The sequence below is a fragment of the Amycolatopsis panacis genome, from assembly GCF_003600245.1.
Taxonomy (GTDB): Bacteria; Actinomycetota; Actinomycetes; order Mycobacteriales; family Pseudonocardiaceae; genus Amycolatopsis; species Amycolatopsis sulphurea.
In genome coordinates this window covers 1-20,845 of record NZ_QZFV01000092.1, presented here as the reverse complement: position 1 = coordinate 20,845, position 20,845 = coordinate 1, and the positions used below count along the sequence as shown (strand labels likewise).

Sequence of the window (20,845 nt, the reverse complement as noted above, 5' to 3'; positions counted from 1 at the left end):
TCAGTCGAGCCGGCGGCGACGGTAGTCGTCGCGCATCTCACGGCGGCGGTCACGGTGGTCGAGCCGGTGCTCCCGATGCCGGTCGTGGTGGTTGCGGTTGTCGAAGTGGTCGCCCCACAGGGACCGCCCGATGATCGTGAGGACGATCGGCGCCGCGAACAGGATCCACAAGCCGTGGGTGGCGGTGAGTGCGATCGCGGCGATCCAGAACAGCGGCAGCAACCCGGCCGCGAGCCGCTGGGCGGCGGACCAGCCCGGCCGTGCCGCGGCCACTTCGCCGGACGGGGACGCGGCGGCCTCCGGAACGGCCGCCGGGGGAGCAACGGCCGCCGGAACCCCGCCGTAGGCCGGATGGGGCGCGGGCAGATCGGCGAACATCTCGGCCAGTTCACCACGGGTCTTGGCCGCGGTGATCCGGGCGGATCGCTCGCCGTATTCCTCGATGTCGATCCGCCCGGCGCTCATGTGCTCACCGAGCGCGGTCAGCGCGGACTCACGTTCCTGATCGCTGACCCGCAGCTGCGGAGACGGAACTTCGGTCACACCATCGATGGTATGCGCTCCGGTGCCCGCAAGCCCGTGAGATCCGCCGGAACTTCAGTCCTTGAGCTCCAGTAGCGGGCTGCCCTGGCTCACCGTGGCGCCGACGGCGACGGAAAGGCCGGTCACGGTGCCCGCTTTGTGTGCGGTGACCGGGTTCTCCATCTTCATCGCCTCCAGCACCAGGATCAGCTCGCCCGCCTCGACGTGCTGGCCTTCCTCGACGCCGACCTTCACGATGGTGCCCTGCATCGGCGCGGTGACCGCGTCGCCGCTCACCGCGGCTTTCGCGCCACCGGCCCGTTTGCGCGGCTTCGCCTTCGCGGCGGCCGCCGGGCCGCCCACCGGCGCGAAATCACCGGGCAGGGACACTTCCAGCCGTCGTCCGCCGACCTCGACGACCACGTTCTGCCGCGGCTGCTGCTCCTCGGCCTCGGTGTCCGGCGCGGCGAACGGCTCGATCCGGTTGTCGAACTCGGTCTCGATCCAGCGGGTGTGCACGGCGAACCCGTGCTCGTCGCCGACGAACGCCGGGTCGTCGACGATCACCCTGTCGAACGGCAGCACGGTGGCCATGCCCTCGACCTCGAACTCGGCCAGCGCGCGACGGCTGCGTTCGAGCGCGTTGGCCCGGTCCGAGCCGGTGACGATGAGCTTGGCGAGCATCGAGTCGAACTGGCCGCCGATCACGCTGCCGGACTCCACACCGGAGTCCACCCGCACGCCGGGGCCGCTCGGCGCGGCGAACCGGGTGACCGTGCCCGGGGCAGGCAGGAAGCCGCGGCCGGGGTCCTCGCCGTTGATCCGGAATTCGATGGAGTGCCCGCGCGGCTCCGGGTCTTCGAGAATGCGCAGCTTTGCCCCGCGGGCGATGCGGAACATTTCGCGCACGAGGTCGATCCCCGTGGTCTCCTCCGATACCGGGTGTTCCACCTGCAGCCGCGTGTTCACTTCGAGGAAGGAGATCGTGCCGTCCGTGGCGACCAGGTACTCGACGGTGCCCGCTCCGTAATAGCCGGCTTCCTTGCAGATCGCCTTGGCCGACTCGTGGATCCGCGCGCGCTGCTCGTCGGACAGGTACGGCGCGGGAGCCTCCTCGACCAGCTTCTGGTGCCGGCGCTGCAGAGAACAGTCGCGCGTGCCGACCACGATCGCGTTGCCATGCTGGTCGGCCAATACCTGCGCCTCGACGTGCCGCGGCTTGTCCAGGTAACGCTCCACAAAGCACTCACCACGGCCGAAGGCGGCGACGGCCTCGCGGGTGGCGGACTCGAACAGCTCCGGGATCTCTTCGCGAGTGCGCGCGACCTTCAGCCCGCGGCCACCGCCGCCGAACGCGGCCTTGATCGCCACCGGCAGGCCGTGCTCGTCGGCGAAGGCGAGGATTTCCTCGGCGTCCTTGACCGGTTCCTGGGTCCCGGGCACCAGCGGCGCACCGGCGCGCGTCGCGATGTGCCGCGCGGTGACCTTGTCCCCGAGGTCGCGGATCGCCTGCGGGCTCGGCCCGATCCAGGTGAGCCCGGCGTCGAGCACCGCTTGCGCGAATTCGGCGTTCTCGGACAGGAAGCCGTATCCGGGGTGCACCGAATCGGCGCCGGAACGCTTGGCCACGTCCAGGATCTTGTCGATGGCGAGGTAGCTTTCCGCGGCGGTGGCCCCGCCGAGCGCGAACGCCTCGCCGGCCAGCCGCACGTGTGGTGCGTCGCGATCGGGATCGGCATAGACCGCCACACTGGCGAGTCCGGCGTCCTTGGCCGCTCTGATCACCCGCACCGCGATTTCGCCCCGATTGGCGACCAGGACCTTCGTCACCGGACCGCCCGCGTTCGCGATGTCCTGCTCGCTCACCCCGTACCTCCCGCATTCTTCAGCGGCACTGCTGGTCATTCGGGAGTCTACGGATCAGTCAGGACCCCCGGTTGAGAGCTGGACCACCACCCGGCGGGTTCGTCATACCCGCGCGCCGTGGCGCAATTCGACCGGGAGTTCGGTGTCGAGCACGATCACGTCGTAGGGGTTGACCTGGTGGATCTTCGGCAGATGCTCGGTGTTGACCAGGATCCACGGCTGGTGTTCGCCGCAGCAGTCCACGAGCCGGTCCAGCGCGGTGAACGCGACGAGCGCGATCCGCCCGTCCGGGGTGTGGCGCAGCTCGATCGCGGCGCCGGTGCCGCCGTCGGTGGTCGGACCGGTCGAGCCGGTGGGCAGGTACAGAGCCGGAGGCAGGTTCGGATTCGTCACCCGGACAACATAGACGGACACGCTGTGCGAGGTCGCTTACAGTCTCGGATATGCCGACTTCGCCGAAGCGTGCGCCCCGGGCCACAGTGGTCACTGCGGTCGCCGCCGCCGTGGTGGCGACGACCGCGCTCGTCGTGATCGTGGTGTTGCGCCAGAGCAGGGAGAGCACGCCGGTGTCGTCCGGTGCCCCGGCCGCGGCGCCTGCCCAGAACGGCGAAAAGTGCGGGCCCGACCAGTGCCGTCAGCTGGCGGCCGTCAGCGTGGGCGGGCTGCCGGTGAAGCTGCTGGCGGACGCCTCCGGGGGCAGCGGCCGGGTCAAGGTGGGCGGTCAGCCGGTGCTCGACTTCGAGCTGGCGATCACCGGGATGGGCGCGAAGCTGACCGACCATTCTCTGCGGTGCGTCGACGGGTCCCCTGCGGCCTGTCTGGTCCGGGGGAACACGAGCGGCGGCGCGTACGGGGAGCTGTTCATCGGCGAGGGCGGTACGTGGAGCCATTACGGGAAGCCGTACTTCGCCGACGCGGGCACGCTCTCGCTCAACGACGTGACCGGAGACGGCAGCCCGGACGTGATCCTGGTCCGGCACGAATGTCCGGACGATACGCCTGGCACGCCCAAGTGCCAGCAGTCGCCGGTACTGGCCGAGGTGTACGAGCTGAACGGCGACCTGCTGGGCTGCACCACGACCGTGACCTCTCCGTCCAATCTGCGCGGCTGGCCGGAGGTGGAGGTCAGTCGGGCGCAGTTGCGTCCCTGTCCGGACGGTTCCTGAGTCCGGACAGGGACACTGCTCAGGCCGGGGCCGGCTGTGCTGCCGAGCCGTCGTCGCCGTGTTTCGGGCGTGCCGTGCTGGCGTGCAGTACTCCTTCGTCGAGCAGGCCTTCGCTACGGGCGACGACGACGGGCACCGCGATCTGGCCCGCGACGTTCGTCGCCGTGCGCATCATGTCCATGATCGGGTTCACCGAGTAGATCAGCGCGATGCCCAGCGCCACCTGCTTGGCGTCCAGCCCGATGAACGCTGTGGTCAGCGTCAGCGCGGTCAGCCAGCCGGTCGTGCCCGCGGTCGCCAGCGCGCCGAGCACGGCGACCAGGACGATGCCCGCGTACTGGCCGAAGCTCAGCGGCGTACCGGACAGGTTGGCGATGAAGATGGCGCCGATCGCCGGGAACACCGCTGCGCAACCGTCCATTTTGGTCGCACTGGCGAGCGGAGTGGCGAAGGCGGCGTACCCCGGGTCGACGCCGAGGTTCACTGTGGACTGCCGGGTCAGCGGCAGCGTCGCGGAGCTTGACTGTGAGGCGAACGCGAACTGGATCGCGGTGCCCGCCTTGGCGAAGAAGGCCAGCGGGTTCACCTTGGCCACGAACTGCAGCAGGATCGGGTACACCACCAGCAGCACGAGCAGGGAGCCGACGTACACCGCGAGAGTGGCGGACAGCAACGGGCGGAACAGCGCGTCACCGTAGTTCGACACGGCGGCACCGATCAGGCCGATGATGCCAATCGGCGCGAGCCGCACGATCCAGCCGAGGTATCGCTGGATGATCTCGAACAGGCTCGTGGTGAGGTCGACGAACGGCTTCGCCTTGTCACCGAGGCTGTACGCCGCCGCGCCGATCACCACGGCGAGGAACAGCACCTGCAAAGTGCTGCCTTCGGCGAAGGCGGAGAAGAAGTTCTCCGGCAGCAGGCCCTTGATGAAGGAGTCCCAGGAACCCCACTTGCTCACGCTGTGCGCGGCCTTGTCCGCGTTCTTCGCGGTCGCCGCCACGCCCTCGCCGAGCCCGCCCGAGCCGGGGTTGAACAGCGTGCCGACGGCGATGCCGATCAGCGACGCGACGAACGAGGTGATGGCGAACCACAGCACGGTCTTCCCGCCCAGCCGGGCCGCTTTCCGTCCGCCGCCGAGCCGGCGCAGGCTGGTGATGCCGACCACGATCGCGGTGAAGACCAGCGGGATCACCGCGATCTGCAGCAGCGTGGTGAAGATCGTGCCGATCCGGTCGAGCACGTCGGTCAGCCCGCTCGACCCGGTGGTGCGGGCGAGGATGCCGAAACCGGCGCCCACCACCAGTGAACCGAGGACCGAAGCAGCGAACACTCTTGGTCTGGTGTAGGTCGAGAAGAAAGACACGTGGCCACCCCTGGGTTGAAAAGTTTCGTCCGGCCCGATGTGGGTCGTACAGAACTTTTCTTCATCACCCGTTCGAGCGAAACGTCTCTCAGGATGTGGACGGTTGCCAGAGATCCACGACACTGACGCCGACCTCCGCCAGCAGCTGCCGGACCAGGGGCAGGCTGAGCCCGATCACGCTGGACGGGTCGCCTTCCACGCCTTCGATGAACCAGCCGCCGAGTGCGTCCAGCGTGAACGCGCCGGCGACCTGCAGGGGTTCGCCGGTGGCCACGTAGGCGTCGATCTCAGCTTCGCTGGGCTGTCCGAAGTGGACGGTGGTGCGGCGGGTGCCCGCGACCTGGGCGGTGCGCTGCCCGCCGTCGAGGCGGAACACCGCGTGCCCGGTGAGCAGCTCGCCGGAACTCCCGGCCATCTTGGCCCAGCGGGCCCGGGCGATCTCCGGGGTGGCCGGTTTGCCGACCATCTCCCCGTGGATCGAGAGCATCGAATCGCAGGCGACGACGACCGCGTCCGGATGGGCCGCGGCGAGCTGGTCCAGCACGGCGTGCCCTTTGGCGGTGGCGAGCGCGGTGACCAGTTCGTCCGGTGACGGGTCGGGGAGCGCGGCGGCGACCGCGTCTTCGTCGACGCCGGAGACGACCACGAGCGGGTCCAGGCCGGCGCTGCGCAGCAGTGCCAAACGGGCGGGGGACTGGGAGGCGAGAACGAGGCGCACGGCCGAAAGGTACCGCTGACGTGCTCGTTGCCGAATCGTGACCCGCGAGGGAAGGGAGCGGGGTAACTTTGTTGTAGCCCACAACATATAGCTCTGCCGGGGTCGGTGGTCCCGGCTGTGACGGTGTCCGTACCGGCGCCGGGAGGGGACTGGTGCCGGATGGCCGTGCGAGTGAACCGATGACGGTGCGAGTGACGGAGTCGACCCCGATGTTCCGATCCCGGGTGCCGTGGTGGGCGAAAACCCGGGTACGCAAGGACCGCGCGGCAGCGCGCCCGGCCCCGGTCGGCGGCGCGGAGGCCGCTCCGTCCGTCCGAGACTGACCTGCTCCCGCGGTAGGACGTGCCGGTTTCCCCGGGTCCGGTTCCCGCACCGGACCGGGGAAACCGGCACGCCGCAGTCAGTTCGTCGACGCGGACTCCGGCCGGTTCGCGGCGCTCGGCTTCTGCGCGAGGGGTGTGATCCGCCGCAGCAGCGCGGCCGAGCACACGCCGAGCGCCAGCACCGCGATGGGCAGCAGCAAGGTCACCCGCGCGGCGTCGGTGAGTCCATTGTGGACCGCGGTCTCGGCCAGCCTGCCCGCCTGCGCGGCCAGATCGGCGGGCAACCCGGGAATCGGCCCCGGGCCGCCGGAAGCACCGAACTCCCCGCTGGAGGCCGCGGCGCGCGCGATACCCTCGGCGAACGGTGTCTGGTACGGCTCGGGCAGCCGCGCTGCCGCGGTGGTCGCCTCGGTGGCGATCGAGGTGCTGATCCGGGCTTGCAGCAGTACCCCGACCGCGGCGCTGCCGAGTACCCCGCCGATCTGACGGGCGGTGTTGAAGATGCCGGACGCGGTGCCGGTCAGCTCACGCGGGACCGTCGCCATGGTGAGGTTGCTCATCGGCGAGAAGATGCAGCCGATGCCGAAGCCGCAGACCACCAGCGCCGGGATCAACGTGGCCGGCGAGGTGTCCGCGCGGGCCTGCCAGGAGATCAGCCCGAGTCCGAGCGCGAGCACGAAAAGCCCGCCCATCACCAGATACTTGCCGTCGATCCGGTCCGAGGCGCGGCCGACGAACGGCGCGACCACCCCGGACATCAACGACATAGGCGCGGTGAGCAGCCCTGCCGCGGTGGGGCTGAGCCCGAGCACCGTCTGCAGGTAGATGACCACCGGCAGGAACATCCCGGTCAGGGTGAAGCCGACGGTGATCGCGGTGGCGGTGCCCGCGGAGAAGTTGCGGTTGCCGAATACCGCGAGCGGCAGCAGTGGTTCCTTCCGGTTGAAGTGCTGCCACACCACGAAACCGACCAGCAGCAGCACCCCGGCGGCGATGATCTCGAACACGGTGATCCCGCCGAAGACCGTGCCCCAGTCGTATTGCTGACCGTTCTGCACGCCGTACACGACGCAGAACAGCCCGGCCCCGGACAGCAGAATGCCGGGCACGTCGAACGATCGCGAGTGCTTCGGCTGCAGGTCCGGCACCAGCGCGAGGCTCAGCCCGATCGCGATCACGCCGATGGGCACGTTGACGTAGAAGATCCACTCCCAGCCGAAGTGCTGCACCAGCACGCCGCCGAGCAGCGGGCCGGTGATCGTGGCGAGCGCGGCGACCCCGCCCCAGGCACCCATGGCCGTGCCGCGCTTGGCCGGCGGGAACAGGTGCGTGATGAACGTGAGCGTCTGCGGCGTGAGCAGTGCGGCGCCGAGGCCCTGCACGCCGCGGGCGGTGATCAGCATTTCGACGTTGCCCGACAAGGCGCACCACAGCGAGGACGCGGTGAACACGACGAGCCCGGCGAGGAACACCCGCTTCGGCCCGAAGCGATCGCCGAGCCTGCTGGTGAACAGCATCGGTACCGCGTAGGTGAGCAGGTAGACGCTGGTCACCCAGACCACCGCGTTCAGCTCGGCGTGCAGATCGCGCAGCATGGCGGGGATCGCGATCGACACGATGGTGGTGTCGAGCAGGATCATGAAGAACCCGAGGCACAGCGCGCCGAGCGCGGCCCACGGGTTAACCGGTCTTGCGGTCATGGCTTTCCCTGACGAGCTCGAGTTTCGGATCGGCGGCGTGGCCGCGCAACGGGATGCGGCCTTCGGACAGATCGGCGTAGAGCTGCTCGACCCAGGTCAGTTCGAACTCCCGGTGCGCGGCCGCATACCGGACGTCGAGCCAGTAGATCTCCGGGGTGCCGTCCCGGCGGACCCGTTCGAGGATCACCTGGTCGGCCGCGATGGCCGCGCGCAGCTTGGTGCTCCGGTGCTCCAGTTCGAGCAGCGCGGTCTCCCGCCCCAGCTCGCCGAGCACGGCGAGCCCACTGAGAATCTCGGGGTATTCCTCGGCGATGTCGCCGACCATCTGGCGGGCCCGCTGGACGAACGCGTCCCGGCCGGCCTCGGTCATCGCGTAGACCGTGCGCTCCGGCCGCCTGCCGTCCCGCTGGGTCTCGATGATTTCGAGATAGTCGTTGCGCAGCAACCGATCCACGGTGTGGTAGAGCGAGCCGGCCGTGAGCTTCACGCGATTGCCCGCGTACCGCTCCCGCATCAGCTGCGCCATCTCGTAGGGGTGCATCGGCCGCTCGTGCAGCAGTTCGAGCACGGCGACCCCGAGCGGGGTCAGCTTGGGCGAAACCATGGCCGGCAGGTCCTCCAGGTCGTTTATTCCGTACGGACTATACGGCCCGGGATATTGCTCTGGCCAGTTATGACGACGCTGGCGGCGCCGTGAAGGGACCCTTCACGGATTCTGAGGCCGTGAAGGGGCCCTTCACAGCCTCCTTTATGACCTGTGGTCGGGATTCAGGCCGGTCAGCCGTGTCAGTGCGGTGAATCCGCTGTCGGTGCCGGGCCAGTGAGCACGAACCGCGGCAAGCCCGGAGCGGCGGACGACACCGCGGAGCACGGCAGTGACGACGATGGCGTCGTCGGCGTAGCCGAGCACGGGGATGAAGTCGGGGATGAGATCGATCGGCGAGGCCAGGTAGATCAGCAGCAGCCCCAGCCGGATGCGGATTCCGCGCGGGAGGCTCTTGTCGGCGGCGAGGCGGCGGATCAGGCGCAGTACGTCCGGCAGCAGGCGGATGGCCTCACGCAGGAGCCCTTTTCGTGGCCGCACCACGATCAGTACCACGATGAGCGCGAGCCAGGCTGCGACGAGGGCTGCGCTGACGCTGATCAGCAGGTCCCACCAGAACGAGCCGGTCACGCTCGCGGCCGGTGCTGCTCGGGATGTCCGCCCGGTCCGTTGGGCAGGTCCCGGTCGACGTGATCCGCGTGGTGCAGTGCCTGGGCGAGCAACCTGCGGACGTGGTCGTCTGCGGCGGAGTAGAAGACGAACGTGCCTTCACGGCGGCCCTTCACGAGCCCGGCGAGCCGCAGCTTGGCCAGATGCTGCGACACCGCGGTGGGTGCCGCGCCGGCGAGTTCGGCGAGGCAGGCGACCGACGACTCGCCCTGGAGCAGCGCCCACAGCACCTTGATCCGGGTCGGATCGGCGAGCAGGCGGAACGACTCGGCGGCCAGGTGCACCTGCTCCTCGTTGGGCATGTCGAACTCGGGCAGCGCGGAATGCATGGACCGAGCCTACCTGGTTGGCTGCTTGGGTACGTACCTGCGTGCATACGCAGATATGCTGGTACGGTTCGACTCGATCGGCCGCGATCACGCCGTGGCCCCTGTGACCCGAGGATTGGCATGTCCGGATCATCTGAACACCCCATCGGCCACGGTCATGGGCATGGGCACGGCACTTCGGAGGTGCCGGTGGGGTGGTTCGCCCAGCGGTGGCAGGCGGTGCGACATGCGTTCACCCCGCACAGCCACGACAGCGCCGACCGGGTCGACGACGCGCTTGAGACCAGCCGTCGCGGGGTACAGGCGCTCGTACGGTCGTTCCTCGCCTTGTTCGCCACCGCGGTCGTGCAGGTGGTGCTCGTGGTGATCACCGGGTCGGTCGCGCTGCTGGGCGACACCATCCACAACTTCGCCGACGCGCTCACCGCGGTACCGCTCGGACTCGCGTTCCTGCTCGGGCGCAAGGCTGCGACGCGGCGCTACACGTACGGACTCGGCCGCGCCGAGGATCTCGCCGGGGTGGTCGTCGTGCTGATCATTGCCGGTTCCGCCGCGCTGGCCGCGTACGAAGCGGTGCAGCGGCTGCTCGATCCGCAGCCGGTCGAGCACCTGTGGGTCGTCGCGCTGGCCGGGGTCGTCGGGTTCGCGGGCAACGAGCTGGTCGCGCGGTACCGCATCACCGTCGGGCGGCAGATCGGTTCGGCCGCGCTCGTCGCGGACGGCCTGCACGCCCGTACGGACGGGTTCACCTCGCTCGCCGTGGTGTTCGGCGCGCTGGGCGTCTGGGCCGGTTTCCCGCTGGCCGACCCGATCATCGGGCTGGTCATCACGGCGGCGATCCTGCTGGTGCTGCGCGACGCGGCGAAGGAGGTCTTCCGCCGCCTCCTCGACGGCGTGGAACCCTCCACTGTGGACCGTGCGGAGGAGGCCGCCCGCGCGGTTCCCGGCGTGCACGACGTGGCCGATCTCCGGATGCGGTGGATCGGGCACCGGTTGCACGCGGAACTCGCCATCCGTGTCGACGACACCCTCACCATCGACCAGGCCCACCGGCTGGCACACGAGGTCGAGGAACACCTCCGCCGCGCAACTCCCCGCCTGGCCGCGGCGACCGTGCACACCGAGCCCGCGCTCACTCCCTGAGCCGGGTCACCTGCCGCAGCTCCTCCCTGGTGGCGCGAGCTTTGCGGCCCCATAAAGAGAACCAGCCCGCGATACCGGTGCCGGCGGTGAGCGCGGCGGCACTCAGTCCGAGAGACCAGTGCACGCCCCACGGCGGAGCCGTGGATGCGGCAGCACGCCGTCAGGCGGCGCGCCTTGATCCATAGAGCCGAATTCGGCAGGCGCTAACGTGGAGGGATGGACGGACCGAGTGATGCCGGCGACGGCGCGGAGCTGGAGTATGGCGACTATTACCGTCAGCACGCTCTGTGGGCGCGGCGGACCGCTGACTTGCAGACCACGATGATCGGTCTGTTTGACAAGCTGGCTGAGTACGGGGAGCCGTATCCGGCCGATCTGCGCGAGAAGGCGGTGTGGCTGCGGCGGACGATGGGGCAGGCGGCTGATGTGATGGCGGCGCAGGGTCTCGCGTATGACGAGATGCTGGCGGCTGGTGGTCCGGATAATTCTCGTGCGTGGGTCGAGTATGAGGCGATGACGCGTCGCCATGCCGGGCTGATGCCCCAGGACCCGTCTCCTGAGTGACGGTCGTCCCTTTCCGATGAACCGGCCACCTCTGTGTGACTGGTCCGCTACGGTGCTTGTCGGCCAGTGCGTATGGACTGGACCAACTGCCCGCTGGGCGGGCGTAGACCATCGGGAGGGGTAAGCACAGTGTCTCAACCTGCACAGGGGCCGGGGTGGCTCGACGGGCTGGGGTTCACCATCACTGACGCGTTCGGCGCGGGAGGTGCCGCCGTGGGCGGCGGCGCATCAGGTGGGGCGGTTCGTCGGGTGGCCCTGGGTTCACCATGAGCCGTGACGACGCGTTGTCGATGCTGAAGCTGGCGAAGAATGTCCGCGACTACTTCTCCGGCATGCGGCAAAGGGCGCATGATCTGACGCAGCTGACGTCTCCGGCGGATGAGCCGGGCAGTAACGGTTACAACAAGCTGCTGGTCAACCGGGGTGAGCCGAAGGGCACGTTCGTCCTTGGTGAGGAGCAGGTCAACCAGGAGTACACCTATGCCAAGGAGCTGGTGCATCGGCTGGAAGAGGCGCTGGGGATCACCGAGGCATCGGATGAGCAGGCCACAACCGACGTGACGAACGCAGGCGAACAGGGTGGGGGGTTCGCGGGATGACGCGCCGAACGCTCATCGCTGTTCTGGGTGTGGCTGTGGTCGTGGCGGTTGGCGCGGGATGTTCGAGGGGGCCGGCGGCTGCTCCGGCGAGTGCCGCGCCGGTGCAGGCGTCGTCGGCCGCGGCGTTGCCGCACAGCGGGGCGCCGAAGGTGGAGCATCCGCTGCCGGCGTCAGTGCTGTCCGGGCCGCCCTGTCAGGAGGCGCTGACCTCCGACCAGCTCAAGCAGATTTTCGGCATGGTGCCCCAAGGCAAACCGAACACGCTCCCCGGAATCGGCCCGGAGTGCAGGTGGAGCAACATCGACTCCGGGGCGGGGCTGTCGGTCTTCTATGCGACGCAGCCGCATCATGGACTGAGCGGGCTGTACCGGAACTCGAAACCGCAGGCCAAGGTGTGGCGGGTGCTGCCGCCCATCCAGGGATTTCCCGCGATCGCGTTCTCGACCTCCGATGCGCAGACCAGCATCCGGGATGGGTTGTGTCAGGTGAGCGTGGGCATCGCGGACGACCTGACCGTTGATCTGGGCTTGACTCCCGGTGATGCCAAGCAGGGCAAGGTTGATCCGTGCGTCCTGTCGGAGCGGGTGGCGGGCATGGTGGTCACGAATCTGAAGCGCAAGGCGGGTGCGTGATGTCGTTCTTCGATGTGGTCGGCGACGCGGCGAAAGCGGTCGGGGATGCGCTGGAGGACGCCGCGGACTGGGCCGGGGACCTGGCCGGCGACGTGGGGCACTGGTTCGGCGACCTCTATCACGGCAACCTCGGCGACAACGCGGTCCCGGCTCCGGAGCTGGTGGCGAAGATCCTGGCCAGCCAGGGCGCGCAGAGCTGGCATCAGGGTGCTCAGCAGGCCACCAGCATGGCGAGTGACCATGATCAGGCCGGTGCGTGGGTGCAGCAGTTGAGTGCGGGGTTGGAGTCGGCGTGGAGCGGCGGCGGTGCCGATGCGGCGCAGGCGCGGATCAAGCCGTTCGCGGACGCCACCACGGCTGCCGCGCAGACGTATACCGGCAACAGTCAGAACCTGACCGATCTCGCGCACGGGTTCGATGCGATGAAGCGGAGCCTGCAGCCGATGCCGGATGCGCCGCCGCACAAGAACTTCTGGGACGAGGCGACGTGGTGGGACACCGACACCGAGGACCAGATCAACCAATACAACAAGGTGGTCAAGGAGAACCTGGACAAGTACCACGGCTATATCCGGCACGCCCAGACCAGCGGGCAGACACTCGCCACGGACTACGGCCGGTTGACCGCTTTCGACAGCGACGTAACCCTTGCGGAGCCGGACACGAAGACGACGGGCGGTCCGGAGGACGGGCACGGACCCGTTGGTCACCCCCGGTCGGGGTTCGGGCCGTCGCACACACGCGGTGGGCCGTCGACCACCTTCACCCCGAATTACCCCGGCAGCACGCCTCCCCCGCCCGGTTCGAGCGGCCCCTTGCCGACCTACCAGCCGCCGAACCACCCGGTGGGACCCGGGTTGGGCGAGGGCACGACGGCGGCGGCATGGACACCGCCCGACCCGAGCCGGACGACCGGACCGGGCTCGGGCTGGATTCCCTCGTCCTCGATTCCGGCTGGTGGTGGCGGGAACTCGTGGTCTCCGGCCCTGATCGGCGGGTTCGGCCCCATCGGTGGATCGGCTGGTGGGTTCGGCCCGACGGGCGGTCCGGGTGGTTTGGCCGGCGGCATGGGTGGCCGCGCCGCTGGTGGTGCGGGCGTGGGTTCTGGTGCGCTCGCCGGGGAGGAAGCCGGGGCTCGCGGTGCGGCGAACGCGGCAGCGGCCCGGGGCGCGACCGGGGCCAAAGGATCGTCCGGAATGGGCGGCATAGGAGCCGGGGGTGGCAAGGGCAAAGGCGAGGAAGACAAAGAACACCAGCGGAAATACGTGCAGGACGACGATTCCGCGTTCGACATCACCGACGACGAGGACGGCCGATTGCGTGACCCGCGCACCGGGCTCCCGCCCACGCCTCCGACCATCGGCGGCTGAGACACCACGGTGACGATTCCCGACCGGCCGGTGCGCATCCCGCGCCCGGCGTTCTTTGTCGCGTGGAACCACGTCGGCGGGGGCACGCTGCCGCCCGTCATCGACCCGGACGACACCTACGCGACCGCGGACTTCTCCCGGGAACTGGCACGACGCACAATGTCCCGGTTCGAGGCGCTGCGACTGGCCACACCGGACGGACGGCTGACTCCGCAGTTCCGGGCGACGCTGGAGCTGCTCGCCGCGCCCGAAAGGGAGCTGTACTGCTGGACCTCGTTCGTTCACCGTCCGGACGACAATGGTGCTGCGCTTGTCGCTTCCGCAGGCCGCGACGCCGTCCGGCTGATCACCGACCACCGGTCGATCCAGCTTGACCCGATCCCGGCGCACGAACTGGCGGCGAGCCTTGCCGGCGCCCTGCCCGACTACGCGCCCGCCAGGATCAGCCACCTGAGGGTGCCGGTGGCCTGCTTCAACGGTCGCAGTGTCGACCCGCTTTCGGAAGCATCCGGGCAGGCCGACCAGATGCGGCACCTCAGCCGCACTGAACGCGCTGCCGTGCACAAGCTCTACGCCGCTACCCGCCACGGGGGCAACCGCATCCGCAGCACCCCGCTCACTGTCTACGACCTCACCAGAGCCGGGCGCATCCTCGCCTTCGCCAGTACCGACACCAACGGCTGCCAGGAAGCGACCATGTGCCCCGGCAATCGCGCCACGCTCATCGACGCCCTCAACCTCACCGTCAACGGGCTCGCCTGACGAACCCGGCAGGTTACTCGCGGACCGGGCGGGGTTGCCAAGCAGACCATCCACCGCTGGTGGTAGTCCAAAGTGGACATTCTGATGGACGCCCTCGCCGACGAGCTGGTCCCGCCCGGCCACGGTGATCTCGCCACCGGCCTGCGCGAGTACCTCGCCACCGTGGCCGAATTCCTCACCACCGCCGACGCCGGGGCGATGCTCCGGGTCCTGCTCGGCCAGGCGCAGCACGATCCGGACCTCGCCGCACGCCTGCGGACGGAACATCTGCGCGGCCGGCGCACCCGCGACCGGCTCCCCTTCGACCGCGCCGTCGAGCGTGGGGAACTCCCGGCGGATTTCGATGTGGCGCAGGCGGTCGAGCAGCTGCCGGCGCCGATTCACTACCGCGTGCTCGTCACCGGAGCCCCCGTACTTCGCGAGTTCACGATGCGCTGGTCGAGCGATCTTTCGGCGGGCTCGGCCGGGACGGGTAAGATCTTGAGGTCATGGAAGCAGTGTTCTGGCTGCTCGGCATGGTTGTGCTCGCGGTGCTCGCCGGAGTCGCGGTCCGGTCCTTCCAAGGCCGGGTTGATCGGCTGGACCGGCACTTCCGCGCGTCCGAGCAGGCGGATCGCTGGCGGTTTCTGCAGGGCCGGTGGCAGCAAGTACCGAAGGCGCGGCTCGCGACCGTGCCGCAGGTGCACGAACTCACCCGGACCGGTGGCTGCCTGGTTCGCATCGAATGGACAGACAGTCACGAGGTGCAGGATGTGGAGATCGTCCACGACCAGGCCGAACCGGGCGATTTCCTGCTGCTGCGCGGTATCCGGCCGGGTGGGGTGGTCACCCGGGAGGAACTGCTGGCCCGCGCGGGTGCGGATGCTCCCGATGAGGCTGAGCACCGCCGCTGACCTCAAGGGCGCTCGCTGAGAACTCTTGAGAACTGGCTAGGCGCTTGCCACGAGCCCTTGCCCGCTGAAAGCGTGTTTGCTCACCTTGGCTGCTTTTCCGGGGAGGGGGCAGCGATTTCGCCGGAGCGATGACGCCGCTGCCCCAGCGCGAAGGGGAACAGCCGGAACAGCTGGGCGGCGAGTCGTGCGATGGCATCGAGGACTTCGACCTGTTTCTCCGGCGGCGCATTCCGCTGCGCGTGCCGCGCGAGGTAGCCGAAGACGGCCATCAGCAGAACGTAGGCTGAGGTGGCGCCGATCACCAGAACGACGAGGGCGTTCATGTGAATCGCCGGGGTCCGTCGGACCGCACCGTCTGCAGCGGGTGGCCGGTGCCGGTGATCGTCCAGAAGGTCCACCCGTTGCGATTGTTGTGCACTTCGGGGTTCAAATGCCGCACGAGCGCCATGGCCGCTCCGCTCGGCGATTTGAAGGACTGCCCGGCGAGCGGGCCTTCGGTGATCGTCAGGTGCCGCGTGCGCACATCGAAGGAGCCTTTGACGAGGTTTCCGTCGTAGGTCGCGTGGACCTCGAGCCGGTCTGGCTCGGCCGCGTCGAACTGCATAAAGGCATTCAGCAAGCGGTCGATGACAGCGTCGGCGGAGGCCTGCCAAGCCGACTGGAGCAGACGTACGCGCGCCAGAGTCTCGTCTGAGACCTCAATAGTCCTGGTGTTGGCCATGGCCCCTCTTCCGCTGACAAGTGAAGGCGTGTGGTTGTCAGCAGTGAGAGTAGCACTATTTTAGAACAAATAGAAACCCTGAGGGCTGTAGAGACCTTAGTGAGGCAGCGCCGACGCTCTCCAGGCGCCTTCACCAGGCGTCAGCGGAGCATGCGTACTCCGCTGACGGTCGTTCCACCACGACGTACGCCGTCGCTTCGGTGCCGGCGTGGTCGCAGTGACGGCTGCTGCGACGACGGCGGTGAGGGCGGCCAGTTCGGCGTCGTCAGGGTTGCCGCGTACTACGCGGAGCAGGGGAGCGTCGCTCATCGAAGCCTCACAGGGGGATGTTGCCGTGCTTCTTGGGGGGCAGGGACTCTCGCTTCGTACGCAGCAGATTGAGTGCCTTCGCGATGTGGGCGCGAGTGTGTGCGGGCGCGATCACTGAATCGACATAGCCACGCTCGGCAGCCGCATACGGGTTCAGCAGCGTGTCCTCGTACTCCTGGATGAGGTCGGCGCGCAGGGCGTCGACGTCTTGGCCCTCTTTGGCCGCATTCGCAAGGGTCTTGCGGTGCACGATGTTCGCGGCGCCTTGCGCGCCCATCACCGCGACCTGCGCGGTCGGCCACGCCAGGTTCACGTCCGCGCCGAGGTGCTTCGAGCCCATCACGTCGTACGCGCCGCCGTACGCCTTGCGCGTGATCACGGTGATCAACGGGACGGTGGCTTCGGCGTAGGCGTAGATCAGCTTCGCGCCACGGCGGATGATGCCGTTCCATTCCTGGTCGGTACCGGGCAGGAAGCCGGGTACATCGACGAAGGTGAGTACGGGGATGTTGAACGCGTCGCAGGTCCGTACGAACCGCGCGGCCTTCTCGGAAGCGTCGATGTCGAGACAGCCGGCGAACTGCGTCGGCTGGTTTGCCACCACGCCTACGCTCTGGCCGTCTACCCTGCCGAAGCCGACGAGAATATTCGGCGCGAACAGCTCCTGCACCTCCAGGAACTCACCGTCGTCGAGTACGCGGGTGATGACCTCGTGCATGTCGTACGGCGTGTTCGGCGAGTCCGGGATGAGCGTGTCCAGCTCGCGGTCAGTCTCGGTGGCGTCGTCGAAGAAGCCCGCGGGCGGCTGCTCGGCGTCAAACTCCGGAGGCTCGGACAGGTTGTTCTGGGGCAGGTAGGAGAGTAGTTCCTTGACGTAGGCGATGGCGTCCTCGTCGTCGGAACCGAGGTAGTGCGCGACGCCGGACTTGGTGTTGTGCGTACGCCCGCCGCCCAGCTCCTCGAAGGTGACGTCCTCACCGGTCACCGTCTTCACCACGTCCGGGCCGGTGATGAACATCTGCGAGGTCTCGTCGACCATCACCACGAAGTCGGTGAGCGCCGGCGAGTACACGTGCCCGCCCGCGTTCGCGCCCATGATCAGCGAGATCTGCGGGATCACGCCGGAAGCCAAGGTGTTGCGCCGGAAGATCTCGCCGTACAGGCCGAGCGAGACCACGCCTTCCTGGATCCGCGCGCCGCCGCCTTCGTTGATGCCGATGATCGGGCGCCCGGTCTTGATCGCCAGGTCCATCACCTTGACGATCTTCTCGCCGTACACCTCGCCGAGCGCGCCGCCGAACACCGTGACGTCCTGGCTGAACACGCACACCGGCCGTCCGTCGACAGTGCCGTAACCGGTGACCACGCCGTCGCCGTACGGACGATTCTTCTCCAGCCCGAAGTTGGTGGAGCGGTGCCGCGCCAGCTCGTCGAGTTCGACGAAGGAGCCTTCATCGAGCAGCAGTTCGATCCGCTCACGCGCGGTCTTCTTCCCCTTCGCGTGCTGCTTCTCGATGGCGCGGTCCGAACCGGCGTGCACCGCCTCGTCGTAACGGCGGTACAGATCCGCGAGCTTGCCGGCCGTCGTGTGGATGTCCGGTTCTCCCTCGGGCGGTGTCCCGAGCGGCTGCGTCGCACTGCTCATAAGGCGGAGCTTAACTACTGCGTGGTCGCTTCGCGTGTGGCGTAGACCTCCCTCAAGAGCCGTCGAGACGTGCAGTCGCGTCGGAAAGCCGTGAAGGGGCCCTTCACGGACTCAGAGTCCGTGAAGGGCCCCTTCACGGCGTCGGCCGTGCAAGCCGCGAGCGGCGTATCGGTGTCGTACAGCGGCGACGCGGGAGGCTGACCACGGCTCCGCTTCCTCGCCGAAGGAACGGGCGAAAAGCGCGTCGAGCTGTTCATGCCGGGCGGTCAGCAGATCCGGTAGCAACCCGGCGAGTTCGTTCGGCACGGTCTGGGTGAGTTCGACGCGGACGCCGTCGAGCGGGTCGCGGGTGAGTTCCCAGCGGACTTGCCCGGCGGGCTCGCCCTGGTGGATCCAGGTGTGCGCCAGTACTTCCGGCTCGCGGCTCTCGAGTACCTCGGCAGCCACGGGCACTGCGGGGAGGTGCTGCCACGCGTCCGTGAGCGGGGGCCAGACCAGGTCTCGGCGGAACCGGATCTTCCGCCCGTCGTCGAGGATTTCGCCCTCGGCCAGGCCGAATCGTTCGACTGCGGCGGCCATGCGCGCGTGCCACTGCCCGGGCGGCGTGAACGGGTGACCTGCGAGCCAGGCGTCCAGCGCGTCGAGGCAGACGTCCCAGCCGGTGGCGTGGCGGCCGGCGGCCAGCCGTGCGATCGCGGACTCGCCGCGGTTGAGGGTGTGCGTGAATTCGAGGTGGCTGCCCTCGCCCGCCGGGGTCACCTCGATCCGGACCACGTCGGAATTCCAGGCGAACTCGAAGACCGACGGCGGGTCGTAAACCAGGATCTCGCCTTCCGAACTGTCCCCGGTCTCGGTGAAAGTGAACACCAGCCGTGCACCGGCGGCGGGCGGTTCGGGCACGGTGACCGCGGCGGGGAACCAGTGCGCGAGTTCGTCGGGGCTGGTGACCGCGTGCCACACCTTCTCCGGGGGGTGGGGCAGCCGCCGGGTCAGCCTCACGCGGGGCCGGCCGGAGCCGGTGGTCTGCAGCTCGGGGGACATGACCGCCTCGTTCGTCGGGGGTGCCGTCACCCGCATATAACCATCGAGGCATATGCGGGTCAAGTCTGCTGTGACGTGGCCGGATGGGCGGCCTGTGGAAGAATCAGGCCATGTCCGTCTTTCGTCATCCCGACCGGCACAAGGTCGCCGTCCTGGTGCGCCACGGCATGCTCGTGATGGAGCTGGGCATCGTGCAGCGGCTCTTCGGGCAGGCGAGGTCGGTCTCCGGGGAACCGCTGTATGAGGTCGTCACGTGTACGCCGGAGCCGGGCTCCGTACGCACCGACGCCGACTTCGTCATCCCCATCGCCCAAGGGCCGGAAGCAATCGCCGAAGCGGACACCGTGGTGGTCACCGCGTCGTCAGCGGGGTACGAAGCTGCCGGGCGACCGCTGACACCGCCTGTCGCGCAGGCGATGGCTCTGGTCCGGCCCGGTACCCGGATCGCGTCCATCTGCACCGGTGCGTTCGTGCTCGCCGCAGTCGGGCTGCTCGACGGACGGCGGGCGACCACACACTGGCGCTCCGCCGACGAACTCCAACGCGCGTACCCACAGGTGCTGCTCGACCCGGACGTGCTCTACACCGAAGACGGCGACGTGTTCACGTCGGCGGGAGTGGCTTCGGGGATCGACCTGTGCCTGCACCTGATCCGGCGGGACTTCGGCGCAGCAGTGGCCAACGAGGTCGCGCGCGGCACCGTCGTGTCCCCACACCGCGAAGGCGGGCAGGCACAGTTCATCCGTCGTCCGGTGCCGGAGCCGCGGTCGTCGTCCACCGCGACCGCACGGGCGTGGGCGCTGGAGCATCTGCACCTGCCGCTCACGCTGCGGGAGCTGGCTGCGAAGGAGGCCATGAGCACGCGTACGTTCACCAGGCGCTTTCGCGACGAAGTGGGCATGTCCGCAGTGCGGTGGCTGATCCAGCAGCGGGTGGAGCGGGCGAGGCAGCTGCTGGAGGAGTCGGAGCTGCCGATCGATCGCGTGGCCGCCGAAGCCGGGTTCGGCACCGCGGCCTCGTTGCGCCAGCACCTGCAGAGCGCGCTCGGGGTCTCGCCGAGCGCCTACCGTACGACCTTCCGCCGGAGCGCCTGAGATCGACGGTCCGTGGCAGCGGGGGAAGCTGCCACGGACCGACCCCCAGTGGATCGCGAAGGCGGATGACGAATGCCTTCGGACGCATAAGCCATCCTCGTCCGTGGCGCCGGGTGTCCGGTACCAGCCATGCCGGGTCTTACAGAATCTGACAACGTCCTGACGCTCAAGGCGCCACGGTGACCAGCACGTACACCGGACGGCGGGTGGTGAAGAGCTCGGTGCCCGCGGCGTCCACCATCTTCCAGCCGATCCAGCACGCGCCCGGCTTGTCCGCCGCGGTGACCGAGACGCTGATCATGACGTGCTCGCCGGGCGCGGTGTCGCCGATGCGTACCCGGTCCGGGGTGCGGCAGGTGCCCGGCGCCGGTGGCAGGTCCATTCGCTGGAGGTACCGCTCGTGCCAGACCACCGAGCCGGCGTTTTCGATCTCCCACACCTTCTGCACGGTCTCGCCGGTGTGGAGCACGGTGCCGTCCGGCACGGTCACATCGGCGACGAATTTCGTGTTGTCCCCGGAGACACGGGCGCTGATGTCCCCGCTGGGGGTACCGAGCCTCGGCACCACGAACGCGGCCACCCCGCCGAGCACCACGGTCACGATCGCGGCGACCGCCAACGCGTACTTCCGCCGGGGGTGGCGTCGCGATTCCGGGACGAGCGCGGGCGGGTGGGGACCGGGCGGTTCAGTAGTGGCCGACGGCTCAGCGGTTGCCGCTGATTCGGCAACAGCCGGTGGTTCAGCAGCCGCCACCGGCAGGCCCTTGAGGTCCTCCCAGCGCTGCCGCCACGGGAGTTCGTCCGCGTCGCACGCGCGGACGAACTCCCGGGTGGTGTCCCAGGAGGGGAAGCGGCTGCCGCCGACCGCC

24 protein-coding genes and 1 pseudogene are annotated in these 20,845 nt (G+C 68.9%); 10 read left to right on the top strand and 15 right to left on the bottom strand.

What is annotated here, in order from left to right:
• The 3 genes from D5S19_RS19080 to D5S19_RS19070 all read right to left on the bottom strand — a co-directional run bounded on the left by D5S19_RS19080 (position 1) and on the right by D5S19_RS19070 (position 2,781).
• Complete coding sequence (locus tag D5S19_RS19080) at positions 1-543, bottom strand: DUF1707 SHOCT-like domain-containing protein (protein WP_120024703.1); 543 nt, start codon at positions 541-543, stop codon at positions 1-3.
• Positions 544-597: 54 nt separating this feature from the next.
• The gene (locus D5S19_RS19075; protein WP_120024702.1) at positions 598-2,388 is read right to left on the bottom strand and encodes an acetyl/propionyl/methylcrotonyl-CoA carboxylase subunit alpha; all 1,791 of its coding nucleotides are present in this window, start codon (positions 2,386-2,388) and stop codon (positions 598-600) included.
• 102 nt (positions 2,389-2,490) lie between these two features.
• Complete coding sequence (locus D5S19_RS19070) at positions 2,491-2,781, bottom strand: SAV_915 family protein (RefSeq protein ID WP_199730567.1); 291 nt, start codon at positions 2,779-2,781, stop codon at positions 2,491-2,493.
• 50 nt (positions 2,782-2,831) lie between these two features.
• Between D5S19_RS19070 and D5S19_RS19065 the strand changes: the two genes are divergently transcribed.
• Positions 2,832-3,554: a hypothetical protein gene (locus tag D5S19_RS19065; RefSeq protein WP_120024700.1), complete on the top strand. Its 723-nt coding sequence runs from the start codon at positions 2,832-2,834 to the stop codon at positions 3,552-3,554.
• A 19-nt stretch (positions 3,555-3,573) separates the two neighbouring features.
• Here D5S19_RS19065 and D5S19_RS19060 read toward each other — a convergent pair whose 3' ends face one another.
• The 6 genes from D5S19_RS19060 to D5S19_RS19035 form a co-directional block, all read right to left on the bottom strand.
• The gene (locus D5S19_RS19060) at positions 3,574-4,920 is read right to left on the bottom strand and encodes a dicarboxylate/amino acid:cation symporter (protein WP_199730566.1); all 1,347 of its coding nucleotides are present in this window, start codon (positions 4,918-4,920) and stop codon (positions 3,574-3,576) included.
• An 88-nt stretch (positions 4,921-5,008) separates the two neighbouring features.
• Positions 5,009-5,638, bottom strand: a complete 630-nt coding sequence (locus D5S19_RS19055) for a Maf family protein (RefSeq protein ID WP_120024698.1) — start codon at positions 5,636-5,638, stop codon at positions 5,009-5,011.
• A gap of 400 nt (positions 5,639-6,038) precedes the next feature.
• Positions 6,039-7,661, bottom strand: coding sequence for a DHA2 family efflux MFS transporter permease subunit (locus D5S19_RS19050; protein ID WP_120024697.1), 1,623 nt, complete (start codon positions 7,659-7,661; stop codon positions 6,039-6,041).
• On the bottom strand, positions 7,642-8,265 hold the full coding sequence (locus D5S19_RS19045) for a PadR family transcriptional regulator (RefSeq protein WP_120024696.1): 624 nt from the start codon (positions 8,263-8,265) through the stop codon (positions 7,642-7,644). Before D5S19_RS19045 ends, D5S19_RS19050 begins: the two co-directional genes overlap by 20 nt.
• A gap of 144 nt (positions 8,266-8,409) precedes the next feature.
• Positions 8,410-8,835 (bottom strand): YkvA family protein, encoded by a 426-nt coding sequence (locus tag D5S19_RS19040; protein ID WP_120024695.1) that lies wholly within the window; start codon positions 8,833-8,835, stop codon positions 8,410-8,412.
• Positions 8,832-9,203 (bottom strand): ArsR/SmtB family transcription factor, encoded by a 372-nt coding sequence (locus D5S19_RS19035; protein WP_120024694.1) that lies wholly within the window; start codon positions 9,201-9,203, stop codon positions 8,832-8,834. Before D5S19_RS19035 ends, D5S19_RS19040 begins: the two co-directional genes overlap by 4 nt.
• Positions 9,204-9,323: 120 nt before the next feature.
• Between D5S19_RS19035 and D5S19_RS19030 the strand changes: the two genes are divergently transcribed.
• The 8 genes and pseudogenes from D5S19_RS19030 to D5S19_RS33230 all read left to right on the top strand — a co-directional run bounded on the left by D5S19_RS19030 (position 9,324) and on the right by D5S19_RS33230 (position 15,166).
• Positions 9,324-10,346: a cation diffusion facilitator family transporter gene (locus tag D5S19_RS19030; RefSeq protein ID WP_120024693.1), complete on the top strand. Its 1,023-nt coding sequence runs from the start codon at positions 9,324-9,326 to the stop codon at positions 10,344-10,346.
• Between the two features lie 216 nt (positions 10,347-10,562).
• The gene (locus D5S19_RS19025; protein ID WP_120024692.1) at positions 10,563-10,910 is read left to right on the top strand and encodes a hypothetical protein; all 348 of its coding nucleotides are present in this window, start codon (positions 10,563-10,565) and stop codon (positions 10,908-10,910) included.
• A 266-nt stretch (positions 10,911-11,176) separates the two neighbouring features.
• The gene (locus D5S19_RS19020; RefSeq protein ID WP_120024691.1) at positions 11,177-11,509 is read left to right on the top strand and encodes a hypothetical protein; all 333 of its coding nucleotides are present in this window, start codon (positions 11,177-11,179) and stop codon (positions 11,507-11,509) included.
• Positions 11,506-12,141 (top strand): DUF3558 domain-containing protein, encoded by a 636-nt coding sequence (locus tag D5S19_RS19015; RefSeq protein ID WP_120024690.1) that lies wholly within the window; start codon positions 11,506-11,508, stop codon positions 12,139-12,141. Before D5S19_RS19020 ends, D5S19_RS19015 begins: the two co-directional genes overlap by 4 nt.
• Positions 12,141-13,511: a hypothetical protein gene (locus tag D5S19_RS19010; protein ID WP_120024689.1), complete on the top strand. Its 1,371-nt coding sequence runs from the start codon at positions 12,141-12,143 to the stop codon at positions 13,509-13,511. Before D5S19_RS19015 ends, D5S19_RS19010 begins: the two co-directional genes overlap by 1 nt.
• Positions 13,512-13,520: 9 nt before the next feature.
• Positions 13,521-14,273 carry an ESX secretion-associated protein EspG gene (locus tag D5S19_RS19005; RefSeq protein WP_120024688.1) on the top strand — a complete coding sequence of 251 codons (753 nt, stop codon included), beginning with the start codon at positions 13,521-13,523 and terminating at the stop codon, positions 14,271-14,273.
• Positions 14,274-14,357: 84 nt separating this feature from the next.
• Positions 14,358-14,696 (top strand): annotated as a pseudogene (locus tag D5S19_RS33235) (TetR-like C-terminal domain-containing protein); the annotation flags it as partial.
• A 65-nt stretch (positions 14,697-14,761) separates the two neighbouring features.
• Positions 14,762-15,166 (top strand): hypothetical protein, encoded by a 405-nt coding sequence (locus D5S19_RS33230; RefSeq protein ID WP_233574033.1) that lies wholly within the window; start codon positions 14,762-14,764, stop codon positions 15,164-15,166.
• A gap of 80 nt (positions 15,167-15,246) precedes the next feature.
• On the opposite strand, the gene D5S19_RS18995 is transcribed toward D5S19_RS33230, so the two are convergent.
• The 5 genes from D5S19_RS18995 to D5S19_RS18975 all read right to left on the bottom strand — a co-directional run bounded on the left by D5S19_RS18995 (position 15,247) and on the right by D5S19_RS18975 (position 18,882).
• Positions 15,247-15,489, bottom strand: coding sequence for a hypothetical protein (locus tag D5S19_RS18995; protein WP_120024687.1), 243 nt, complete (start codon positions 15,487-15,489; stop codon positions 15,247-15,249).
• Positions 15,486-15,887: a hypothetical protein gene (locus D5S19_RS18990; RefSeq protein ID WP_120024686.1), complete on the bottom strand. Its 402-nt coding sequence runs from the start codon at positions 15,885-15,887 to the stop codon at positions 15,486-15,488. The genes D5S19_RS18995 and D5S19_RS18990 overlap by 4 nt, the downstream gene beginning before the upstream one ends.
• Positions 15,888-15,983: 96 nt before the next feature.
• Positions 15,984-16,196: an acyl-CoA carboxylase subunit epsilon gene (locus D5S19_RS18985; protein WP_120024685.1), complete on the bottom strand. Its 213-nt coding sequence runs from the start codon at positions 16,194-16,196 to the stop codon at positions 15,984-15,986.
• A gap of 7 nt (positions 16,197-16,203) precedes the next feature.
• A complete protein-coding gene (locus D5S19_RS18980; protein ID WP_120024684.1) occupies positions 16,204-17,841 on the bottom strand; it encodes an acyl-CoA carboxylase subunit beta in 1,638 nt (545 codons plus the stop codon).
• A gap of 111 nt (positions 17,842-17,952) precedes the next feature.
• Positions 17,953-18,882, bottom strand: a complete 930-nt coding sequence (locus D5S19_RS18975) for an SRPBCC family protein (RefSeq protein WP_120024683.1) — start codon at positions 18,880-18,882, stop codon at positions 17,953-17,955.
• A 110-nt stretch (positions 18,883-18,992) separates the two neighbouring features.
• On the opposite strand from D5S19_RS18975, the gene D5S19_RS18970 reads away from it, so the two are divergent.
• Entirely contained in the window at positions 18,993-19,976 is a 984-nt protein-coding gene (locus D5S19_RS18970; protein WP_120024732.1) for a GlxA family transcriptional regulator, read from the top strand.
• Positions 19,977-20,142: 166 nt separating this feature from the next.
• On the opposite strand, the gene D5S19_RS18965 is transcribed toward D5S19_RS18970, so the two are convergent.
• Positions 20,143-20,845, bottom strand: a 703-nt coding sequence (locus D5S19_RS18965; RefSeq protein WP_120024682.1) for an NBR1-Ig-like domain-containing protein, incomplete at its 5' end; no start/stop codon positions are given.